This window comes from Paenibacillus sp. 01T424, assembly GCF_056398745.1.
In genome coordinates this window covers 163742-188135 of sequence record NZ_JBFTPZ010000004.1, presented here as the reverse complement: position 1 = coordinate 188135, position 24394 = coordinate 163742, and the positions used below count along the sequence as shown (strand labels likewise).

The window sequence follows — 24394 nt, the reverse complement described above, 5'->3', positions numbered from 1 at the left end:
AATGAAATTTTGGCAAAAAATTTATGTCTTCTCTATTCTGGTCTTCATTATTATTTTTAACGCTGCCTCTATTATGGTGATCGAGCGGAGCCATAATCGAATGCTTAAGCAGGAAATCAACAACGCTTTAAGCCAGAACATGAGCATTCATTCCAGCGTCGATGCGATTGTACCCATCCTTCGAATCTATGACTCCATTGATTACGAAAAAACGGTATTAACGAGAATTGCTAATGAATTTGTTGGTAAAAATAATGAGCAGCTCGTTTATTTGGAGATTAGGGACGAGCAAAATCGGTCAGTCTTTAACAATACCGATTTCCAAATCCCAAAGCAGCGTGAGGAACTGGACAAGCTGGCCGTAGACAAAATTAGTTATATTTTGCGGGATATCGATCAGCGAACGATACTGTTCACATCAAATATTGCGAATATAAACCATAAGAGCTATGTGTTCACCTATATGATCGATGTTACTTCTGTGTACCAGGACCGCGTAGATCAATATCAGTTTTTTGCAAAAGTAGATGTGGCAGCCTGCATCCTCTATATGCTGATTATGTTTTTTGTAAGCCGAGGGCTGACGAGGTCAATTGATCGCCTTAGCCAGACCGCGCAGGTTATTTCACAAGGCGATTTCTCGGAGCGCGTCCGGATAAAATCAAAGGATGAAATCGGCATGCTGGCTCAAAATTTTAACGAAATGGCTGCTGTTGTTGAGGATAAAATTACGATTCTCGAACGAAATAATGAAGAGAAACAGCGGTTCATTAACAATTTTACACATGAATTGAAGACGCCTTTGACTTCCATTATTGCCTACGCCAATTTTATGAGGACAACCAAATATAACGAGGAAATGTTCATGGATAGTTTGAATGTCATTTATTCGGAAGGAAAGCGTCTAGAGTCGTTGTCATTGAAGCTCATGAACCTGATTTTGCTGCAGGAGGACGATTTCCAGATGGAGCTGCACGATTTAGGGGCGATTTTTGCTGAAATAAAGCCGACGCTTCGTGTGATGGCGAGCGAGAAGCATGTGGGAATGATCGTGGAATGCGAACCGTGCGAGCTGCTGGTGGAGAAGGATTTGATAAAGGTGTTGATCTTCAATCTTGTAGATAATGCGCTGAAAGCTTCAGCTCCGCAGCAAACCATCATCCTGCGCGCTCTGTGGCGCGGAGATCAATATATTTTGCAGGTACAGGACGAGGGCATTGGGATTGCCAAAGAACATCAGGATAAAATATTTGAACCTTTTTATATGGCGGACAAGTCTAGAACAAGAAGCAGCAACGGAGCAGGTCTAGGGCTTGCGATATGTCAAAGTATTGCAGGCGTACATCATGCTGCAATCCATATTGCAAGCAATGAAAACCAGGGCACAACCGTAGAAGTTGTGTTCACTCCGGGTCATCCGAAAGGCGGGATTAAGGAATGAACAAGCTCATTCTGGTTATGGTGCTCGCAGCGCTTGCAATCATTTCGACGGGGTGTGGCAACGTATTGGATAGGACCCCCAAAAACACGGTAATGGTTAAAAAAATAACGAAAGAAACGGGCAGCAACGATGTGGAATACGAGGGTGTTCTGTCCCAAGAGGCGGTGAAGACGCTTAGTTTGAATGCAGTCAACAAGTATTTGGAAAAGAGTCTATCGATCGATGAGCTGCAATTCGAGCTGATGGCTATTGACCAGCATAAATTTAGAGAGCTGCTAAATGAAGCGGAGTATGGAGTTGACCCCAGACCGGAAAGGGCGCAGGTAATTGAACAGGGCGCTGAGGACAAGCTGGATTATCAAACCGAACTGGATGACATTTCTGGCGGCTTGTATTATATAACGCTCACTAGATTGTCTGATCCTAATGAAGTGTATGACATCGTGCTGAACGCCAAAGACGGTGATGTGATTAAACTTTCCGAGGTAGGCGTCGTGCGGGCCCCTTCCTCCAGCAGTCAAAGTGAACAAGAGAAAATCATTGCTCTCGCAAATGCGTTTATCGATAAAAAAGGAAGCTACCCCTTATCTGAATTGTCGCTGAATGAGGACATTACCCGCTGGGACAGCGTTGTGGAATTGTATTATACGAGCAAGGATGATAAGAAGTTGAAATATTGTGTCACGGTGAATGTGAGGCAAAATAAGGTTGTCGGGTTTAGCAAGGACGTTATGGCATTGTTAAGCTACTATTCCAGACTGTAAATAGAATGAGACGAAGAGAGCCAATTGCATGTGCAATTGGCTTTTTTGAAATATAAGAATTTATAAGTTTGTTAGCTTATAAAGGGCTTATATTTCACCGTCAAAGCTACTTCAGCGTCTAAAGGACGCCGAAGGCGTTTTTGCTTGCATTTTTATATTTTACAACTTCAATACAACTCTATCTCACTTATCATATATCCAGTCACTATACTGATGAAGTAATGCCTCGGAACGATAGAAGTGCAAGCAGTAGACAATGATAGCAATTGAAAGGAAGAGAACCTATGAAAAAAGCATTGTTCATTTTGTTGACGATAATGATGATGGTAGTATCGGCATGCAGCTCTGCTGCAGGCGGAAATTCAGGAGGTACGCAGACAAAGAGCGAGGGGCAGACCAGTACAAATCCGCCTAAGGAAGAAACGGTTGAACCGAAAAACAGCAATGAGAAAAAAACAATTGTGTTCTCGACTTTTTTTCAGAACGATTTTTTTGTAGAAGCCAAAAAGAAATATGAAGACAAGCATCCCAATATCACCATTGATCTCAAATACATCGATACAGAGGATGCGGATTTAGAGGTCAATTTGGAGAAGTTTATCAAAACGACAGGTACGGCTTTGTTGTCCGGTAAAGGGCCTGACCTGATTGAGATGGACCAGCTGCCATCAGGGGATTATATAAAAAAACAGCTTTTGGTTAATATGAGTGAGCTGATCGATAAGGATCCAACTTTTAAGAAGGAACAGTATTTCGGCAATATTTTGGACGGAATGAAAGTGAACGGAGGATTATATGGGATGCCGCTTGGCTTCTTTATTTATGGTCTATTCGGCAATAATACGTTGATCGAGAAAAGCGGCGTTAAGATTGACGACAGCCATTGGAACTGGACTCAGTTTATAGAAACGGCTAGAGAACTCGTCAAGCATACAGATGAGAATCAATCGGTATTAGGCACAACTGAGCCAGAATATATGATTACGCAGCTGGTTAATGATCAATATGGGACGTTTGTGGATAAAGAGAGCGGAAAGGCTAATTTTGACTCTGCTGCCTTTACTGATTTGCTGAAAGAAGTAAAATCCGTGTTCGATGACAAAATCATGAGTGGAGATAAAGGTTTTCCTATATTTAGAGACACCCAAATTAACTCGCCTGACGATTATATTCGTGAGGTAAAACAAAGCGAGTTTTTGACAGGGGGTCTATCCCACAAGACAAAACTATACTTAAAGCCGATCGCAAGCGGTCAGCAGGCAGGCGGCTCCTTCAGAACGTATCAAACGCTGGGCATAAACGCAAAGTCTTCTGTAAAAGAGGAGGCATGGGATTTCTTGAAATTTATGCACTCTGATGAAATGCAGCATCGAGCAGGCAGTGCCGGCTTCCCACTCAGTAAAGCTTCATACAGCAGGGTCGTCCAGGACGTTTTAAAAAAAGGGACGGTTGAGTCTATTCAACCGATCGGACCGATGAAGGGCAAAGTGTTTGAAATTACCCAAAAGGATATTGACGATCTAGATAAATTCCTTACTGGGGCCAAATATTCGGTTCAGTTCAACAATACTCATATTGATGACATTGTAAGAGAAGAGTCCTTAGCTTACTTCACCGGACAAAAAACGCTTGAAGCCGTGGCAAAGCTAATTCAAAATAGAGTGACGACTGTTTTAAATGAATAGGAAAAGCATCAAAAGTGTTCTGATCAGGCTGCTGCGCARGGATGGTGCTGCGGCAGCCTGCTTTTTGGCACCGAGCCTGATTGGTTTTTCCTTATTTTATCTTGTCCCGTTTGCCATGGGATTTGTATATTCATTTCAGGATAGTACCGTTAACGGTTCATTTGTTGGTTTGGACAATTACAAGGATTTGCAGGCCAGCGCATCCTTTCGGAAAGCGGCAGCCAATACATTTCTGTTCACTGGCGTTAGTGTACCGCTCATTATCGCTTTGTCTTTGTTGTTTGCGCATTTGCTGAATCAAAAGCTGTTTATTCGAAATTGGCTGCAGACCGCCTTTGTACTGCCGCTTGTCGTGCCTGTCGCCTCTATTGTGATGATATGGCAAATCATGTTCGACTGGAATGGGACATTGAATGCTTGGATGCAGAGCTTGCATCTGGATCGAATAGATTGGATGAAGTCGGAGTGGTCAATCGGTGTGCTCGCCATCGTATATACGTGGAAAAACATCGGGTATAACATCATATTATTTTTGGCGGGGCTTCAAAGCATCCCTAAAGACTATTATGAGACGGCGGATATTGAGGGAGCGGGCATTTTTCATAAATGGATTCATATTACGCTCGTTTATTTGACTCCGACCCTGTTTTTTGTCGTCCTTATCTCTATTATTAATTCGTTTAAAGTGTTTCGTGAAACGTATCTGATCGCAGGCAATTATCCTCATGACCGCATCTATATGCTGCAGCATTACATGAATAATATGTTTTTATCCCTTGATGTACAGAAGCTGACAGCCGCTGCAGTTCTAATGGTAGGCTGTATTCTTGCTTTTGTAATGGTCATGCTTTCCATCGAAAAGCGTTTTCGGAATTCCATGGATGGGTGAAAAGGTGGTGAAAGGATTGCCATTATTAAAGAAGCTTGTGTTGTCAGTTATCATGGGGGGGCTTGCTGCGGCAATGCTATTCCCCATTGTTGTTACATTTTCCAACTCATTCATGACAGAGACCGAAATTGACTATAACTATAATCTCATTGGCAAGATGGTTAATATTGCGGCAGGGGAAAAAGACGGATATATCAATCTAAAGCTGATCCCAGATTGGGTATCATTCGGTCAATATGCGGAGGTATTGGTTCATAAACCGATGTTTCTCCATATGTTTTGGAATTCCGTGTTTTTGGTCGTACCCATTATTGTACTGCAAGTGATAATCGCGTCTCTAGCCGCTTATGCATTTGCCAAGCTGCGGTTTTGGGGGAGGGATAAGCTGTTTGTCGTATATTTGATGACTATGCTTATGCCGTTTCAAGTGACGTTAGTGCCCAATTATATTATTGCGGATAAGCTGGGGCTGATGAATACAGCTTCCGCTATTATACTGCCGGGGATTTTCAGCGCTTTTGGCGTGTTTATGCTTAGGCAGTTCATGATGCATATTCCATATACGTATGTTGAAGCCGCCAAAATAGATGGGGCAGGGCATGCAACTATTTTTTATCAAATTATTGTACCGCTCGTCAAGCCGGGAATCGCCGCTTTAATTGTTTTGTTATTTGTTGATAATTGGAACATGGTTGAGCAGCCGCTTATATTTCTTGAGGACACATTCAAGCAGCCGTTGTCACTCTATTTATCGCGTATTAGCGAGGGTGCAAGGGGCGTTGCTTTTGCTGCCTCCGTTTTGTATATGACTCCGATGGTGCTGTTATTTTTATATGCAGAGTCTTACTTTGTTGAGGGTGTTCAGCTATCGGGAATTAAAGGTTAGCCCATTCACGGAGGGATTTTAATGGAATTACAACTAGCTGGCCAAGCAGTGCCTGGACGCAAAAGAAAAATTCGCCTTCTGTTTGGCTTGTTTATGGGGCTGTTAATCGGATTTACGCTGTTTAGCAATACGCTAATGTCCTTAACTTTACCCAATGTCGTGTTAGTTACGCCAAACCGTGGTGAACTTAATCATACCTTTCAAGGCAGCGGTATTGTGAAATGGCGGGTGCAAACGGCTTTGTCGGGTGAGCCCGGTATGAGGGTAAACAAAGTGAATGTTAAGGAAGGGGAGCCTGTTAAGAAAGGGCTGGTATTGATTGTTTATGATCAGAAGGCTGCAAAAAATCAAATACTAGACGAGCAGGCCGCTCTTAGTAAGCTGCAGCTCCTCAATAAAGAGCTGGAGCAAAGCTATGTCGAAGCCTCCCAAAGCGGAGATGAGAAGAGCGTCGAAAGCGCCAAACATGCGCTGAAGGTAAACGAGATAGATAGGGATATGCAGCAGCGGAGAATTCAGAAGCTGCAGGAGAATTTGGCAGAAACGAGCACATTGGTTGCGCCTTTTGACGGGATTGTAACCAAGGTTGGCGCGGTCGAGGGTGTGGCTTCATCCGAAGGAGGACCTGCTGTTATGATTGCCAATACGAGCCTTGGCTTTGAATTTGAATTACTAGTTCCCGAGGCTGCAGCGGCTCCTCTGGAAAAAGGAGCGAAGCTCGATGTTCAATTGAGCGGCACTCAGGCTAGACAAATCGAGGGCAGCCTAGTGGAAATTCAAGACACTGATGCTCTTAGCCCAGCAGGTGAAGGCGGGAGCACAGCCTCACATACGGCAATGAAGAAATTGCTTGTTGCGATAAAGGATAATCAATTGCAGGGAGGAGAGCGTGCCGAGGTTATGCTGACTCAGAAGACAGATGATGTCATTCTGGTACCGAATAAAGCGATTCACGATGAGGGTGACAAAAAATATGTGTTTGCCATGGAGGAGAGGAGTGGACCATTAGGCAACGCCTTTTACGTTCGCAAAGCGTACATTACAGTCGTTGATTCAAATGATACACAATCTGCCGTTACGGATGGGCTGTTCGAACAGCAGACCATTGTATTCGAGAGCGGAGATCCGCTTCAGGATGGTGACAAGGTTCGCGTTCACTAGGGTCGTATCCTATAAATGTTATAAGGTTTGCCCGCTGTAGCTCTCTGGCTTGGTCAGTAAAACCAATACGTTGAAGTTTGCTAGTGCAAAGCTATATCAATACATTAAGCAGGAGCTTTACTCCATGTAAAAAGGGGTAAGGTTCTTTTTTTAGGTTCAAATTCATCCTTCCATATTTTAATACCGAGTTAACTGATATACTATTCCTATTAGATAAGACTCCTAAAATGGTAATTAAATGTAAATTCATGATGTGATTTTTCTATTATAAACAGCAGGTTCGCTGCGATATTTAAAAATTATGTTCTACCAATCGCAACAGGTATACGGAGGAACTTTCATTGATTGTAAGTACAAAAATTCACATCCCCCATGTCCGTAACTCTTTAGTATCAAGGCCACGGCTAATACAAATGCTTAATGCGGGAATGGAAGCCAAGTTGACGCTTGTTTCTGCGCAGGCTGGATACGGGAAAACGACAGCTTTAAGTGAATGGGTGCGGCAGTGCAATAGAGCTGTTGCCTGGATTTCACTGGACAAGCAGGATAATGACTGGATTCAGTTTTGGAGATATGTCACAGCTTCTATTCAGGAGAGAATTCCCGGCTTTGGCTCCACAGTTGGGGTGCTGCTCGAAAAAGGTTCATCGACTTCGATGGAGCTTGCCATTATAGCGCTGCTTAATGAGCTCAGTCAATTAACCAGCGAGCTTGTCATCATTCTCGACGATTATCATGTTATTGAACTTCCCTCTATAAACCATTCCATGGCCTATTTGCTCGAGCATTTACCTTCTCAAATTCATCTCTATATCGCAAGCCGTACCGATTTGACGATACCTACCGCCAGACTGCTGGCAAAAGGTGATTTACACCGAATCGTCATAGACGATTTACGTTTTAAGCTGGAGGAAGGCGTTCTTTTTTTTCGGGATACGACTGATTTATCATTGTCTAAAGAACAAGTGACGGAGCTGTTCCATCAGACAGAAGGGTGGATCAGCGGCTTGCAGCTTGCAGCAATCTCTCTGAAGCGAAGTGATAACATAGCTGCGACCATTCAACAATTTAAGGGTCAGCAGCATCATATATCCGATTATTTATTGGAAGAAGTATTTCAGCATCAATCGGCATCCATACGCACTTTTTTATTGGAAACCTCTATTTTAAGTCGGATGAATCATTCATTGTGCGAGGCTGTAACGGGCCACCCGAATAGTCAGGAGCAATTGGAGAGATTAGTACAGCTGAATTTGTTTGTTATCCCGTTGGATGATCAGAGAAATTGGTATAGGTACCATCATCTGCTTTCAGATTTTTTGCAGCAAATATTGTTTCGAACAGACCCGGAAAAGTGGATGCAAGTACATATTCATGCTGCTGCTTGGCTGGAGCATCATGGCTTTGACGAAGAAGCAGTAGACCATTACTTAGAGGGAAAGCAGATAGAGGACGCTGTCCGTTTGATTGAGAAAAATTTGCATAAGTTAGTGCATTCGAAAACTGTTTTGTTAGTTAAATGGGTATCGCTTTTGCCGGAAAACGCTTTTGCTGAGAAACCTATGATCGATCTATTGTATATTTCGGTCTTACTAGGAATCGGAGAATGGCAAGCCGCCTTCATAAGAATTGGGGAAGTAGAAACTCGCCTACAAGCGCTGCAGGGAAAGATGAGCGAAGTGGAATGGCGCCAGGTCATGGGCAATATCTACTTTTTTTATTCTATTTCCTCGTATCTTCAAAAGGACGTGGAGCGACTGTCGACTTATCTCGAGTTGGTAGAGAAATATGTGCCGGAAGGCAGCTTTTTTCAAACGATGGGGCGTAACAGACATCAAGCTTATGATATATTTGATGATCATTTGGCGCATATCAATGATCTTCATGCCGTAGACACATTCCTCTTGGAATGGATTAAAGTTTGGGAGAATAAAAAAGAATATCCCTTTATCGGTTTTTTATACGCTTCCTATAGCAAATTGCTATACGAGTGGAATCGATTGGACGAGGCAGAGCTATATGTAAATAAGGCTATTGAGCGTAGGGACATCGTGCCATATGCCCGGATTATGATTCCGAATTATATAAGTGCTTCGAGAATTCAGCAAGCCAAAGGAAATCCAATCCGTGCATCAGAGCTGCTCACTCAGTTGACACGCCAAATTGACTCACCTGATTATGAATTATTTATGTTGGGCATAGAAGCGGAACAAGCTTATTTATCACTGCAGCAAGGTTCGCCCCAAGCTGCTTTTGATTGGATGCAAAGATGTGGTCTGGCGCATACGGATGAGGTTCCATTGTCTCGTATGGCAGAGTATGTATCTTTGGCCAGAGTGCTTGCAGCGTGTGAGCGGATAGAAGAAGCGCTTTTCTTATTGGAACAGATGTATCGTATATTAGAGAAGAAGGATCGTCTCCGAGATCAAATTAAAATTTTAATTATGCAAAGCGTGATGCATCAACGTTTGGGTCATACTGAGGCTGCCAGGAAACAGTTGGAGAAGGCATTACACTTAGGGCAACCAGAGGGGTATGTACGCAGCTTTATCGATGAAGGACCTATAGTAGCTGTACTGCTGACTGCTTATATGAAGGGAAAGCAAGAAAAAGTTTTATCCGCTCCTCCCATGGTTTCACTGGAGTATGTTAGACAGTTGCTTCAAGCATTTACTGTCATACAGGTAGAGGACAAATCGCACAAAGTCCTGCTAACCGAACAAGAGACAAAGGTTTTAATGTGGATTGCGGGCGGATTGTCAAACAAGGAAATCGCTAATCGCCTGAACATAACGGCTGAAACTGTAAAGTTTCATATAAAAAATGTGTACAGAAAGTTTGGAGTAAACAATCGGGTGCAGGCGTTGCAGCATGCCAAACAATTAATGCTAATCGTATAATAGCCCCTTTTTCTTACGCATACCTCCCCATTCGGGGAGTTTTTTTTTTGAAAATATAGTCTTATAGTTAGAAGGATCATTAGGAGATTCGACATAAAAAGATAATCTACAACAATAATTTAGTATAAAAGGGGGATAAAGGCTATAAGTCTAAAATGAATAAAGCAGAAATCGGGAAAAACTAAAGTCTATCCATAGGAGAGTTAAAAAAGCGATGTTTAAAAAAAGAATATCAGGCTCGACGCGAGTATTGTTAAAAGGTTATATGGTTCGTTTACTATTGGGTTTAATGGTTTTTTCATTGTTTTCGTCGTCTCTTGCGTTGCCTGCATTTGCAGATGCGCCAAGCGTTGGCCCAGACGGCAGTGCGGGTTGGACATATTGTGCGGATGAGCGTACTATGTGCAGCTTTGAAGGAACAAAAGAAGTACGATACTGGGGTGATGGTGGTAGTTATAGCTTTAATACAAAAATTGCAACTAACAGTATAGCTTGTTCAAATGACGTATTCGATGATCCTGCTGCAGGAACTCCCAAAAAGTGTTACTACCGTAACCTTCAGCTTGATTCTGGGGAAATGACCAAAGCCGTTAGTAATTACAATAAGACATTTACGGTTACGTTTAACGTATATGCGATACAAGCTGGCACTTTAGAGGATTTGAAAAGCAAGATTACCATTAAAAAAACAAGTAACGGCAACTTTACAGCTCTTGATGCAGACGATACCGTTACGAACGCAACATATACAGCTACATCTAGCACGCTTCAAATCAATTTTAAAGACAATCTAGTTGGTGCGGCAAACGCCATAAAGATTGATGCAGGGGCTTTTTTGGATAGCGATAACACGCCTTACGGTTTGCCGTTAGAAATTACGGCTATCACGTTCACCCCGCCCACAGTTATAGCGGACACGACGGATAACAATAATGCGAATGATATTGAGCTTACGTTCGCTGACGATTCGGAGTGGCGCCAAGCAATCACGGCGGTGAAGGATGGATCTGCCACACTCGCTATGGGAACGGAATATACGGTCAATAACGGGAAAATCACGATAAAAGCCGGCATCCTGGCAAAAGGCAATCATAATATCAACATATCCGCGTCTGGCTATCCAGACGTAGGGGTAAGCCAGCTTGTTAGAAAGCTGTATCCAGGAGCAGGAGCGGGAACAATAAGTGATCCATATCTCATAGAAACCTCTGATCATCTTAATGAGGTTAGAAATAATATGGATAGCGGCACTTATTACAAGCTCATAGCAAACATTAATTTAAACGGTTTCGCAAACTGGGAGCCGATAGGAAATGGTATTGAGCCGTTTAAAGGATATATAGACGGCAGCGGATATCCAATTTCAAATTTAAAAATCGATACTAATTACGCTGCAAACATAGGATTATTTGGTTCTGTGAATGCAGAGGGCACCCTTACAAATATGGTGTTGGAAGATGTTAATATAATTGGACAAAGCAGCAACGTAGGAGGGCTGGCTGGTACTAATTATGGAAAAATTAGCAACAGCAGCGTTACAGGAACGGTACAAGGTTCTACCTCTGTAGGAGGCTTGGTTGGCTATAGTGAAAATGGAACCATACAAAACAGCATGGCGGCGGTAAATGCAAGCGGGATCTTTTATATTGGCGGATTGGTTGGTTTTCGTCAATACGGATCCATTAGCAACAGCTACGCGACAGGTAGTGTGAGCGGAGTAAGTTATGTTGGCGGTTTGATTGGTGTCGCTCAATTTGGTTCAATAAGCAATAGCTACGCAACAGGAGCTGTGTCGGGGAGTTCTTTAGTAGGTGGCTTGAACGGTAATATAGCTTATGATTCAATCAATAACAGCTACTACGACAGTCAAACCACTCACCAAGGAGATACAGGAAGAGGTACTGGGAAATTAACCGCTGAAATGCAAATGAAATCCCATTTTAACAGCTGGAATTTCATTACTGAGTGGTATATTCTCCCGGAAAAATATCCTCAATTATGGGCGTTTGTAGCCTTGGCTCAAGGAACGGACAGCGGTTCAACCAAATTAATCCACGTAACAGAGGGGATGGAATATTCACTTGACGGCAGCACTTATATTCCAATTACCGGTATGGAAGTGGATAACCTTATTGCAGATGCGGGAGATAAAGTCTTTATTCGTGCAGCAGCAGATATATTGAGCACAAAAACATTGACGGTTTCACTAGCGAATATTAAGTCGGGTACTGCACCTACAACGTCGGCATTGACCGCTGGGACAAGTGCGGGAACAACAAAGCTAACTGGCGTGACGAGTGCAATGGAATATAAAGTAGGCTCTGGATCGTACTCGGCAATAACGGGTACAAGCATGGACAATATTGCTGTCAATGCAGGAGAAAAGATTTCCGTTCGATTAGCGGCTGTGACGACACAACCTGCATCACTTGACCAAACGTTAACGGTAACACGCGAGAACATCAAGTCTGCGGCGGCACCGACAACGGGCACTTTGGAACCAGGAACGATTGGTGAGACAACCAAGTTAAACGGTGTTACCTCAGCGATGGAGTATAGAGTCAACAATAATTTGTATGAGAGAATTTCTGAAACAAGCATCGATAATATTGCTGTTAAGGAAAATGATACAATCTCCGTTCGTATAGCGGCAACAGCTCTGCAACCGGAGTCTGAGCCGCAAATACTGACCGTGCAGTCGAATGTAAGAAATCCGAAGAGTGCAGATGCATCGCTTAGCGAGCTTACGTTAGGCGGAGTGACGCTTAGTCCAACGTTTGATAGTGAAACAATGGAATATACATCAAATGTAGCTAACAACGTGACGAGCACGTCAGTTACGGCAATCAAGGGAACTGCAACAGCTACGATTATAGCAGCTGATTTAGGTGTGAAACAGTTATCGGTAGGAGAGAATGTGATTACAGTGCATGTAACAGCGGAAGACGGCATTACGAAAAATGAGTATACCGTCACCGTAACGCGTGCTAAAAGCCCAGATGCAACGCTAAGTGCATTGACGTTAAGCGGCGTGACACTCAGTCCGGCATTTGCTAGCGGTACATTAACGTACACGGCAAATGTGGCTAATGACGTGACGAGTACGACAGTTGCAGCAAGCAAGAGCGATGCAACAGCAACGATTACAGCATCCGATCTAGGTTTGAAACAGTTATCGGTAGGAGAGAATGTGATCACCGTTCATGCAACAGCAGAAGACGGCAGCACACAATACTATACGGTAACCGTAACGCGTGCTAAAAGCCCAGATGCAACGCTAAGTGCATTGACGTTAAGCGGCGTGACACTCAGTCCGGCATTTGCCAGCGGCACATTAACGTACACCGCAAATGTAGCTAACGACGTGACGAGCACGACAGTTGCGGCAAGCAAGAGTACTGCAACAGCTGCGATTACAGCAGCCGATCTAGGTTTGAAACAGTTATCGGTAGGAGAGAATGTGATCACCGTTCATGTAACAGCAGAAGACGGTAGCACAAAAGATTATACGGTCACCGTAACGCGTGCCAAAAATTCAGATGCAACGCTAAGTGCATTGACGTTAAGCGGCGTGACACTCAGTCCGGCATTTGCCAGCGGCACATTAACGTACACCGCAAATGTGGCTAACGACGTGACGAGCACGACAGTTGCGGCAAGCAAGAGTACTGCAACAGCTGCGATTACAGCAGCCGATCTAGGGCTGAAACAGCTGACGGTAGGAGAGAATATGATCACCGTACATGTAACAGCGGAAGACGGCAGTACAAAAAATTATACGGTCACCGTAACACGTGCAGCAAGCTCAGATGCAATGTTAAGCGCATTGACACTAAGCGGCGTTACATTTAGCCCAACGTTTGACAGCGAAACTTTGGAGTATACAGCAGATGTAGCTAACGACGTGACGAGCACGACAGTTGCGGCAATCAAAAGTGATGCAACAGCTGCGATTACAGCAGCCGATCTAGGTTTGAAACAGTTATCGGTAGGAACGAATGTGATTACCGTACATGTAACAGCAGAAGACGGCAGCACACAAAACTATACGGTTACCGTAACGCGAGCAGCAAGCACAGACGCAACGTTAAGCTCATTGACTCTAAGCAGCGTGACACTTAGTCCAACGTTTGACAGCGAAACTTTGGAGTATACGGCAAATGCAGCTAACGACGTGACGAGCACGATAGTTGAAGCAGCTAAGAATAATGATGCGGCTGCCATTGCAGCTGATGATCTAGGTCCGAAACAGCTTTCAGTAGGTGAAAATACCATTACTGTGCAAGTCACAGCAGAGGACGGCAGTACAAAAAAATACACCGTCATCGTAACACGTGCGCAAAGCGCAGATGCAACGCTCAGCGAACTGACATTAAACGGCGTCACACTCAGTCCGAAGTTTGTAAATGGTACATTCGCTTATACCGGAAATGTAGCCTATAACGTGACGAGTACAACGATTACAGCTACTAAGAGTGATGCAACAGCTACGATTAATGAAACAGATTTAGGTTTCAAACAGCTTTCAGTAGGAGAGAACACATTCATCGTTCACGTAACAGCCGAAGACGGTGTTACAAAGAAGCAATACAATATCATTGTTACACGTGCAAAAGAGGTTGTATCTGGTGGAGGTGGTTTGCCGGTACCTACACCAGCGCCAACACCAACTCCGGTACCTACGCCAAAACCGACACCGTCACCAACACCAACGATTAGCTTAGTTGATATCTCCAGACACTGGGCTGAAGATAACATCAAGCAAGCGATTAGCAATGGAATCGTGACAGGTTATCCGGACGGTACATTTAGACCTAACCATACCGTGACACGCGGAGAATTTGCAGTCATGCTGATGAATTTGTTGAAGCCGCAAGAAGCGGGAGCGGAACTGTCATTCATAGATACAACAAAGATTCCAGCTTGGGCGCAGAAAGAAATCGCACAAGCGGTACAGGAAGGTATTATTAATGGCTATGAGGACGGCACTTTCCGTCCGAATGCAGAGATTACACGCGCAGAAATGGCAGTTATACTAGCTAAAGCTTTGGGTCATTCTACGGAAGCCATTGCTGCAACAAGCTTCGCGGATGATAATGATATTCCTGCGTGGGCGAGAGCTAGCGTTGCTTACGTAAAACAAGCGGGCATTGTAAAAGGGAAGGGCAATAATGAATTCGCCCCTCAAGACCATGCCACAAGAGCTGAAGCTGTAACCGTTTTGCTGAACATACTGGCAAGTCGGAATAAGTGAATAAGTTCATCCTAGAGTCTGAAACTTGGAATTTTTATTAAAGGATGGAGTTATATGCCTCACTACTATTTTAATGAAATTTGGACACCTTTTAAAATCATAGGTATTCGTCTATATCGCGATGATGATAGGGACGTATGGATCAAGTTCTGGAACGCGAAAAGACGCCGAGTCATCCGAGCAGGATAGATATCTGCATTTCACTTAAAACAGCAGCCCTTAACAAATAGGGGCTGCTGTTTTAGTCTTTTCAGCTGCATCGATTGGCTGGTTTTTACTTTGTTAGAACGGGCTCATCCCGATTGTATTGACTTTCTCGCCAGTTATACTGATGCCCATTCTCGTCGTAATGTCACGGTAATGACCAACACGGCGACCGACTCTGTAGTCCGTCTCGTCTTTGTTTCCTTCAAAGTTGCCGTTAATAATCATAATGGTTACACCAAACCCAGCAGGCGTTAACCCTTTGGCAATGTCTGACGCAGATGGTGTCCAGTTGCCGACCATTACATCATGTGCAGAAGGTTTCGGCGGTTGTGGAGTCATCCAAAATAAGATAGCTGTCATAAAACCTAGCTTGCCGTCGTTTACGATTAATTCAGGTTGTTGGAGCAATGTGTTCTGAGTGCCATAAATAATTCCGCTAATAAGTCCGTAATTGTAGTTCCAGCTAAGCTGAATTGGTCCACGTCCGTGATACGACTTGCCTGGAACTGGAGGGAATTCAGCATGGCTTTGAATGTACCCTGTGTTTGTGGAATTAATATAAGCGACTTCTTCATTCCAAAATAGTCCCCAGCTCAGCTCGCCGCCAGGTGCTGTCGCCCAGCCTCCGCCTGTTTCATGCGCAATATTCGCGAGGAAAGCTGCCAGCTCGCGCTTGCGGTTTACAGCGGAACCTTCTTTAATAAATGTGCCAAAATCAACCGTTTTAGAGATGACCGGTACGGTCAAATTCCATGAAGCGTTGAAATCTGCATTTTGAGAAATGAGTGTTTCTGTTTTCGTTGTTTTGTTCAAGCGGAATACACGGTTGTTCCATGTAGCACCTTGGCGGTATTCAAGCTTGTACTTAATGTTTGCAACGTCTGTTACTGCAGCGATTAGGTTGTCATAAGAATAATAGTCGACTTGACCAGGTTTATAATACGTTTTGCTAGCAGCGAAAGTGTGCCATGCAGGTGTGCCGATACGCATCGGGAACAGTGCTTCATATTCTGTTTTTGGCAGTGCGGTTTGTACGGCTGCCGCTGCGTTTGCTGGTGAATATTGAGGATCAATTCCACCCCATTGTGCTGTAATTTGTTCATCGGTTAGAACGCGGCTTTGTCCGACATTCAGTTCGGCAAGAGAGGTTTTTACGGTGATGGGCGTACTTGCTGTTGTGTTGTTGGAGCTGTCTTTTGAGGATACAGAGTAGATATACGAAGTGTCTGGCTGCAAGCCAGTATCGGTGTAAGTTAATGTGGAGGCGTTTGTGGAACCAACTTTTGTAGCGCCGCGGTAAATATCGTAACCGGTAACAGCAATGTTGTCTGTTGCAGCATTCCAAGTTAATGTGACTGAATTAGCGGTTTTTCCTGGCGAGGCAAGATTCGTTGGAGCTGTAGGTGGAGTTGGGTCTTGGTTGCCCCCGCCCGTACCTGGCTCAAGCAGCAGCCATGGTGAGCTCGATGGAGCGCCAGCACCGGGTATATCGCCTTGTGTCCACCATTTGGCTCGATAGTTGTTGTTATTGTAGCTCACTTCATCGCCGGTTAAATACACTTGGGTGGACACCCACGGTGAGGCCGTTAATGCAGCTTGCTGCTGAGGAGCATTGGCGGACACGGTTTTTGACACCGCTTCCAATTGAGCCAATAATAACAAAGTGGATAATACAATGACGGTTATGCGGATGAGCTTTCTGCTTATCAGTTTGCGTTTCATAGACATCCTCCTAAACTATTTTGTTAATTTCAACAACAAGTATATAATCTTCCAAAAATTTAATATATAGACGGTAATAACTATATTATTTTGTTTGTTTGTGTCGATTGTTACAACATTTGAACTATTTTTAGGGATAAATTTATGAGATATTAATATTTTTATGTAAAATAATACAAAAATACCCCAGTGCAATTGTACTGGGGCTTTGATCGATTTATTCGGTGTCTACTTATTAAAGCGACAAAGGGGCTGCTATTTTTTATAAGCTATTAATATAGGGTAAACTTTCCTTTATACAGATTAGAAGAGCCGTCGGATCTTGTGTTGTCCTTTACTTTAGCTGAACCGCCTACTGCGTTAACGATGTACCCGACCCCGTCCAAGTGGACATTATTGTTTTTGAAATCATTATTGGTGCCAGTTGGATAGCTTGAGCCGTGGGTGCGATTCTGGAACGCATCGACTACGCTGCTATTGCCATTGCGGCTGCCAGTATTGTTGTAGATCTTGGAGTTAACACCCTTCACGTCAATAAAGCTGTCCGCTGAGTTTGCTCCGGAAATTCCAGTGCCGTTAAATGTGCAATATTCCACGAGAGTTCCGTCAGCACCCTCTTTAATATCGATATGCTCAGCTGTTATTCCAGGGCCGAAAGTGGTGTATCTTATAGTATTGCCAATGACGGTGTGCTCGTAAGCAGCACTTTCATCCGATCCTACATAAGCGCCTTCACCGTATCCCGCTTGATATTTTCCAGTATCATAAATGTTGGCGTTATCCAGTGTATTGTAGGAGCTGCCGTCTCTGAAATGAACGCCTTCGTCGCCCACATTGTATATTTCGGCCTTGTAGATGAAGTTGTAGTTTCCATTGTCAATCATGATCCCCTTTTGTGCTCTTGTTACTTTAATATCGCGAATGTCCCAATAGTCGCCTGTAAGATGAATGCCATAAGAACCATCATTGGTGGCGGGTCCTTGCAATATAGGGGGATTAGCTGGGTCACAACCCTTCAACACGATGCGGCTGCCGGAAGTGCCGCTGGCGCCAGAATAGAAAACACCAGTTGGAACGCCGTTAGCATCCAATCTAGGATCACCGCTTGCAGCTCGAATACCCGAGTAGGTTCCTGGCGCAATCGTGATTATCGTACCTGCGCTCGCATTGATCATCGCAGCTTGAATAGCAGCTGCGGAGGTTAATGCGCCGGAACAAGCTGCTATCCCGCCGGACTGTGTAGTAGCGCTGACGGTATTGCTCGAAACGGACTGATTGCCTGCCGCATCCTTTGCTTTTACGTAATAGCTGTAGGTTGTCGACCCGGACAAGCCAGTATCACTGGCTGTAGTTGTGGCTACCGATTTGAGAAAACCGCCGCCGCGGTAGATGTCATATCCAGTCACGCCCACATTATCCGAGGAAGCGTTCCAGCTCAAGTTAATTTGACTGCTCGAAGCAACGGAGGCGCCCAAACCAGTTGGTGCAGTCGGTGCGATTGTATCTCCTCCCCCTCCACCGGTGCTGGAGACGACAACCAGCTCTGGTTTATTGGAGGTATTCTCCTTACTATTTATTTCTGTATATTTCCCAGCCGTTTCTGATAATACAAAGGAAGCAGCACCATCGCCGCTCGCTTGCCCTTGCACGTAGGCCGTTACATCAATTTCTACATATTGAAAGCTGGTTGTTAGAGCTGCACTATTGATAAGGCTGCCGGTTGCAGGTTTGCTACTCCATGTAAGTGCTGCTTGTGTCCAGCTGTCTGCCGTTTGAGAAGCGGTTAAGGTAGAGGTTGATGATGCTTTCGCATAGACCCGAAGCTTAGCGCTTGTAATGCCAGAAAGGCCATTCAAACTAAATTTCAGAAACGTGAGCCGCTCTGATCCACTAGTATTTTTAACGAACATGGAAGTAGCAGAACCATAATTTGTAGCTGCATTGCTTTCATAAACATAAGAGTCATCAGTAGGACTGAGTGTAGAGGTGGCACCAAACACGGCGCCAACATTCAGCATCGATATCATCATAAAAATACTCATTAACAGACCAATGGACTTAAAAGACTTAGTCACGTCTTCATCTCCTTCAAAATAAACCTGGTTTTGCGGATGAACAAATTAATTTGTAACAATGAGCTCTGGCTTATTGGCCGAGTTCTCGCTGGAGTTGAGCGTGGTATACTTCCCAGCAGATTCACTGAGTACAAAAGAAACAATAGCATCCCCGGCTGCTTGAGCCAGCACGTAGGCCGTTACATCAATCTCGTAATACGCAGCGGTTGTATTCATCACTACAGAACCAACAGCTGTGCCTATTGGAGGTTTATTAGCCCAAGTCACTGCGGCTTCCGTCCAAGAATCCGTTGTCTGTGATGCCGTTAAAGTAGTCGAGGCAGATGCGCTTCCATAAACACGAAGCTTGGCATTCGTTACTGTTCCGGTTATAGAGCCGAGGCTGAATTTAAGAAGGGAATAACGAGTTTGCGAGGTGTCCGTCTTCACATACATGGATGCGGTGTCACCGTAGTTTTTTGCTCCATTGCTTTCATGTACATAGGAGTCATCTGACGGGCTTAGCGTAATGCTGGTACCGCCGCCACCGCCAGCTTGTGTTGTTGCGCTTGCTATATTGCTCGAAGCAGATGTATTTCCAGCCGCGTCTTTCGCTCTTACGGCAAAGCTGTAAGCTGTACTCGCTAGGAGTCCCGTATTGCTATACGAAGTGCCGGTTGCACTGCCAATTAGTGAACCGTTGCGGTATACATCATATCCGGTGACGCCTACGTTGTCTGAGGCTGCCGTCCAGCTTAAATTAATTTGTGAGCTTGATACCGCAGCTGCAGTTAAGCCCGTCGGCACGGTTGGCGCCTGCGTATCTGGGGTTTCTGGGCTTGTGCACGTATTGGTCGCTGTGCCGCTGCCAAGCAAGGATGCACCCGTGAATGACAAGCATGCATATACGCCTTTATTGGAAGAAGAGGTGAAATCTACTTTTTCGTTGCCGCCCCATGTGCTGATGAACGTGCCTGTTGGTTTTTGTAAATGAGCCCAAGCCGTGCCATCCCATCCAAGCTGATAGATTTTATTGAGTTGGTTGTAAGGCGCGTAGCTGACATAAGGGCCGCCTTTTGTCTCTTGTTTCGCCATCGTGTTGTTGAAAAAGACGTTTTGTTCACCTGTCGATCCGGACCACTTTGTAGCGTGCGGGCCAGCACCATACCAAATCGGGTACCAAGTGCCCTCAAGCACATCCTGACCGCCTTCTCCTTCACCCCATGAGCTGTGTTCAAAAGGGATATTAATCGTATTTTGTTCAATCAGATTTCTGCGTTCCCAGCCGCCATGCAAGTTCATATCTGTTGTGAGCGTATTATTTTGAACAACATTGCCTGTTGCTGACCATTGAAGCGTGAGATGGCGCACACGGTCGATTTTGTTTCCGATTATTTTGCTGTCATTCAGCTTGGAGCCCCGAACGTAGCCGTGACCGCCTTTGCCTTTGTTCCATGAGCCGAAAATAATATTGTTGCGAATCTCCATATTTTTGGCGAATTCGGTTACGATCGGATGAGAGCCTGTCATATAAGTCTGAATGCCCTTTACCCAGCCGTCTTGCGCCCATTTGAACAAAATGCCGTGCAGGGCATACTCCAATGCCCCATTTTTGTACTTCAGTCCGACTCCACCGGGATTTGATGCTGCATCATAATCGTCGGCATTTATCGTTGAGGCATAAGGTGTATAGGAAATGTCTTGCGTAAAGTAGAAATCTTCGAATCCAACGCCTTTTACCGTCGTTACTTTCATTACTTTACTGTAATAGGTCGCGTTCGAACCGCCAGGATCTGCAGGCAGCAGCCCGCCGTTGCTGAATGGAACATCAAATTCAAGCGGCTTATCGAGCGTTAGCGTATCCCCGCTGACGCTGGCTACCGTAAACATTTGTGTCCGCATATGGCCGTTGTAGCGATACTGCTCGGGACCTTGCATTTGATCATAAAAGGCGACCGTGTTCGCAGCTCCCACATATACGGTGTTGCCTGCCTGAAACGAGCTGCCTTTGCCGGAAGCGACCTTTATTTGTGTACTGCCTTTGGTACCGCCACCGCTGGAAGCGACTCGTTCTCCGCTCAGCCAGTGAAAATTAATGCTTCCTTCATAAGTAGAATCGTTAGCGTGCTTGGTGCGGTCTTCGACTCGAAATGCAGCGTAACCAGGCCACAGCTTCCCGTCAATTAACGGGGCTCCAGGGTTTGCGGGGTCTTCGGAGTAAGTAGCTGACGGCTTGAAAACAATCTTTGTTCCAGTCGCAGCGTTATTGCCTGCACCCCGAATCGTAACGTAGCTCGCATCCACACGAACCTGTTTATTTAGATCGATTTGTCCGGCCGGGAATTTTAGAATTGCCCGATTGGAATCACTAACTGCTTGACCATTTACTTTCAGTGTACCGCTACGAATATCGTTAATGACCTGCTGGAGTGCATTCGAATCATCAACACCGTCGTTAGCCAAAATGCCCTTTGTGGTTAGATCAATAATTGTACCGCCCGTTGGCAGCGCTTGCCCGCCTTTGTAGCCTGCGGTAGTCCAGTTTGGCAAAGAGGGATCAACAGCAGCTTCAACGGAAGAAAGGCCAAGAGATGAGAAAATGATGACCGAAGAGAGTATAGCCGTACAAAAATGTTTGGTTTTTAAATCTTTTACAGCTGAATTTAAATGAAACATCCTCATTCCTCCTTTAATTGATCGTTTTACATTCGGTCTCTTGAAGCTGCATGCATGCAGGGCAGGGCTTCACCACCTTTTATGAAAAGAATGAGGACTTCCTTTAAATGTCTGACATACTTCCAGCATAACAAAATGTAAGCGCTACAATTTTCATTTCATTGCTAGAAAATGATATTTTGTTGCTGTCTTTTGCTACAATTATTAGAAGCGCTTTCATTATAGATTTCATGATGCAGGAGGGATCGTATGAAGCTTAGCACGAACGTGAATTTGAACAAGGAGCCTTTCCATCTTAACTATTTTAAGACAAGCAATCAGCGCAGCTGGGAGGTGTTCCACGCTCACCAAAGCATGGAATTCCTATATGTGTATGAAGGCGAAGGCATCGCCCACATCCATGGTTGCCAATTTCCAATTAAACCGGGTACGCTGCTGCTTTTCCAGCCTTTCCAGCTGCACCGGCTGGAGGTGAGCGAGCGTTTTGTACGGACTGTGTTTATGTTTGATCCTTTTCCTGTGTCTTCGGCACTCGCGATCTTTCCATCGCTTCACAAGTTTTTTTCTGTTCTATGGAAGTCCACGCTAACTCATCCTGTTCTATATATGCCACCAGCCCAAAATGATTTTATAAACCTCTATGAGATGCTCAATATAAGGTTAAAAAATGTCCCTCCCTCCAAATGGCATGAGGAATATCTATTATTCGTTATTTCCTTTCTACAGCAGCTCCGTCACTTCGAAAAGCAGTTGGCGCCGATAAAGACCCCAGCACCTGAGCCAAAAACCTCGTTGACGATCAAGCTGATTATCAACTGGGTGGATGCAAACTTTAGAGATAAGTTTATGCTGGAGAGCCTGTCGGACGAGCTTCATCTGTCTACCTTCTATTTGTCCCACACTTTCAGTGAAAAAACAGGGAGCAGCCTAACGAAGTTCATTTGTTCTAGGCGATTAAGAGAGGCATGTCACCTACTGGAGACGACATCGAAAAGTGTTAGTGAAATAGCAAGTGAGGTTGGATTTCAAAACTCCTCTTATTTTTGCAGGGTGTTTAAAGGAGCTTTAGGCGTAACGCCTAAGAAGTATCGGGCTGAGGTGTTTGGTGAGGGGCAGCTTTAAGAAAATTTGCAAGAATTTAATAAAAAATAAAAAGAAAATAATGTAACATTATGTTATTGTGGAAAATATATCAAAAATAAAATTAAAAGGAGGGGGAAGTGTTATGAAAAAATTAGAAATTATAAAAATAGGGCCGAAGAGTGCTTTTAAAGCGACATTATATTTTGCTATTATTCCATTATCGATTATGGTTGTTTTAGGCTTTTTAGTCGCGATTATTGGACTCGCTATTGGCAAACCAGGCTTACTGTCAGCAGGAATTCCTTATATTATTATGCCCGTTATACTTATTTTTGTTTATGGCTTGATTGGGATGTTAAGTGCCTTTATCTATAGTAAGCTAGCGACAAAGTTTGGCGGTCTTGAAGTAACGGTTGTAGAAAAGGATAACCCTATAGGATAATCCGTCATGAAAGACCGATCTCAGCTTCGTGTAGAACGCTGAGGTCGGTCTTTCATTTTTAAAAGCGCAGTTGGTTATGCACGGACAGCGCACTTCTTCCAACGTCATATTATTCTCCTTGTTTCTCGTGATGTAATAGCCAGTTTTTACGTGTTAATCCACCGCCATAGCCGCCTAAATCACCATTTGAGTTGATGACTCGATGACAAGGAATCATAATCGCGAGCTGATTTGCGCCATTGGCCTGAGCGACAGCACGATAGGCGGATGGTTTACTGAGTGCAGCGGCGATGTCTGAATAGGAACGCGTTTCGCCCGGCGGAATTTTCATTAATTGCTCCCATACGCTCTTCTGAAAAGGTGATCCAAGCAACGAGACGGGGGTTTTAAATTCGGTCAGTTTTCCGTCAAAATAGCGGGTCAATTCACTTTCAATCGATTGGATTGGTTCCGTGACACCTGGAATGATGGCGGATTTTGTCCGTTGACGAAGCCTTTCTACTTCGCGTTCTAGCCCTCGCCGATCAACAAATTCAAGAAGATAAAGTGCACTCTCATCCCCAATTGCAATCATCGGCCCAAGCCTTGTGTCGATCCAAGAAGCTTTCAAAACCTGACTATTCTCTACTAATGTAGGCGCGGCCCCCATAATTCGCGAGAAAGCGTCTCTGAAACCGCTGCTGGATTCATAACCAGCAGATAGCTGAGTATCAATGATCGTTTGACCCGATCTAATGTTCTTCAAGGCAAGTCCCATGCGGCGAGCGCGAGCATATTCAACAAACGTCATGCCAAATCGCTTCTTGAACTGACGGCGCGCTGTTGACTCATCAACCGAAAGATTTTTGAAATCTTGTTCTTTCCATCGTTTTTCAGGATTTTCCTCAACGGCAGCAACAAGCTGGCGAACAACCTCCGATACATGGTTTGGGTGGGAAAGCGGACGGCATCTTTGGCATGGCCGATAGGAGGCAAGCAGCGCTTGTTGTGCCGTCTCATAAAATTCGCAGTTTTCAAATTTAGGCTTTCGTGCCGGGCAGGTTGGACGACAGAACACGCCAGTCGTTTTGACGCCTACATAAAATACGCCTTCATATTCCGTTCTTTTCTCTAATAACGCCCTGTAGTATTCTTCGTTACGCTCTGCAGGTACCATGTTTGCACGCCCTAATCTTAGATTATGCTCTTATTATAGAGCCTTCAGAAATATAACGTAGCCGAAAATCAGGC

14 protein-coding genes are annotated in these 24394 nt (G+C 44.4%); 10 read left to right on the top strand and 4 right to left on the bottom strand.

What is annotated here, in order from left to right:
- Window position 1 precedes the first annotated feature (1 nt).
- From AC1DPK_RS05375 to AC1DPK_RS05340, 8 genes are all read left to right on the top strand, one after another.
- Window positions 2–1441: a sensor histidine kinase gene (locus tag AC1DPK_RS05375; RefSeq protein ID WP_477509570.1), complete on the top strand. Its 1440-nt coding sequence runs from the start codon at window positions 2–4 to the stop codon at window positions 1439–1441.
- A complete protein-coding gene (locus tag AC1DPK_RS05370) occupies window positions 1438–2205 on the top strand; it encodes a hypothetical protein (protein WP_477509569.1) in 768 nt (255 codons plus the stop codon). Before AC1DPK_RS05375 ends, AC1DPK_RS05370 begins: the two co-directional genes overlap by 4 nt.
- Window positions 2206–2489: 284 nt before the next feature.
- A complete protein-coding gene (locus AC1DPK_RS05365; RefSeq protein ID WP_477509568.1) occupies window positions 2490–3890 on the top strand; it encodes an ABC transporter substrate-binding protein in 1401 nt (466 codons plus the stop codon).
- Window positions 3883–4779 carry a carbohydrate ABC transporter permease gene (locus AC1DPK_RS05360; RefSeq protein ID WP_477509567.1) on the top strand — a complete coding sequence of 299 codons (897 nt, stop codon included), beginning with the start codon at window positions 3883–3885 and terminating at the stop codon, window positions 4777–4779. Before AC1DPK_RS05365 ends, AC1DPK_RS05360 begins: the two co-directional genes overlap by 8 nt.
- A 52-nt stretch (window positions 4780–4831) precedes the next feature.
- Entirely contained in the window at window positions 4832–5665 is an 834-nt protein-coding gene (locus tag AC1DPK_RS05355) for a carbohydrate ABC transporter permease (RefSeq protein WP_441878486.1), read from the top strand.
- Between the two features lie 21 nt (window positions 5666–5686).
- A complete protein-coding gene (locus AC1DPK_RS05350) occupies window positions 5687–6826 on the top strand; it encodes an efflux RND transporter periplasmic adaptor subunit (RefSeq protein WP_477509566.1) in 1140 nt (379 codons plus the stop codon).
- Window positions 6827–7167: 341 nt separating this feature from the next.
- Window positions 7168–9726 (top strand): winged helix-turn-helix domain-containing protein, encoded by a 2559-nt coding sequence (locus AC1DPK_RS05345; protein ID WP_477509565.1) that lies wholly within the window; start codon window positions 7168–7170, stop codon window positions 9724–9726.
- A 214-nt stretch (window positions 9727–9940) separates the two neighbouring features.
- Window positions 9941–14980: a cadherin-like beta sandwich domain-containing protein gene (locus AC1DPK_RS05340; protein ID WP_477509564.1), complete on the top strand. Its 5040-nt coding sequence runs from the start codon at window positions 9941–9943 to the stop codon at window positions 14978–14980.
- A 282-nt stretch (window positions 14981–15262) separates the two neighbouring features.
- Here the strand turns inward: AC1DPK_RS05340 and AC1DPK_RS05335 are convergent, their stop codons facing one another.
- The 3 genes from AC1DPK_RS05335 to AC1DPK_RS05325 all read right to left on the bottom strand — a co-directional run bounded on the left by AC1DPK_RS05335 (window position 15263) and on the right by AC1DPK_RS05325 (window position 21639).
- Window positions 15263–16909, bottom strand: coding sequence for a glycoside hydrolase family 19 protein (locus AC1DPK_RS05335; protein WP_477509563.1), 1647 nt, complete (start codon window positions 16907–16909; stop codon window positions 15263–15265).
- Between the two features lie 272 nt (window positions 16910–17181).
- A complete protein-coding gene (locus AC1DPK_RS05330; RefSeq protein ID WP_477509562.1) occupies window positions 17182–18984 on the bottom strand; it encodes a CBM96 family carbohydrate-binding protein in 1803 nt (600 codons plus the stop codon).
- A gap of 45 nt (window positions 18985–19029) precedes the next feature.
- Window positions 19030–21639: a CBM96 family carbohydrate-binding protein gene (locus tag AC1DPK_RS05325; RefSeq protein ID WP_477509561.1), complete on the bottom strand. Its 2610-nt coding sequence runs from the start codon at window positions 21637–21639 to the stop codon at window positions 19030–19032.
- Window positions 21640–21888: 249 nt separating this feature from the next.
- On the opposite strand from AC1DPK_RS05325, the gene AC1DPK_RS05320 reads away from it, so the two are divergent.
- Together AC1DPK_RS05320 and AC1DPK_RS05315 are read left to right on the top strand one after the other, a co-directional pair.
- A complete protein-coding gene (locus AC1DPK_RS05320; RefSeq protein ID WP_477509560.1) occupies window positions 21889–22761 on the top strand; it encodes a helix-turn-helix transcriptional regulator in 873 nt (290 codons plus the stop codon).
- Between the two features lie 103 nt (window positions 22762–22864).
- Window positions 22865–23164, top strand: coding sequence for a hypothetical protein (locus tag AC1DPK_RS05315; protein ID WP_477509559.1), 300 nt, complete (start codon window positions 22865–22867; stop codon window positions 23162–23164).
- 109 nt (window positions 23165–23273) lie between these two features.
- Here the strand turns inward: AC1DPK_RS05315 and AC1DPK_RS05310 are convergent, their stop codons facing one another.
- Window positions 23274–24320 (bottom strand): bifunctional transcriptional activator/DNA repair enzyme AdaA, encoded by a 1047-nt coding sequence (locus tag AC1DPK_RS05310; RefSeq protein WP_477509558.1) that lies wholly within the window; start codon window positions 24318–24320, stop codon window positions 23274–23276.
- Between the last annotated feature and the right edge of the window lie 74 nt (window positions 24321–24394).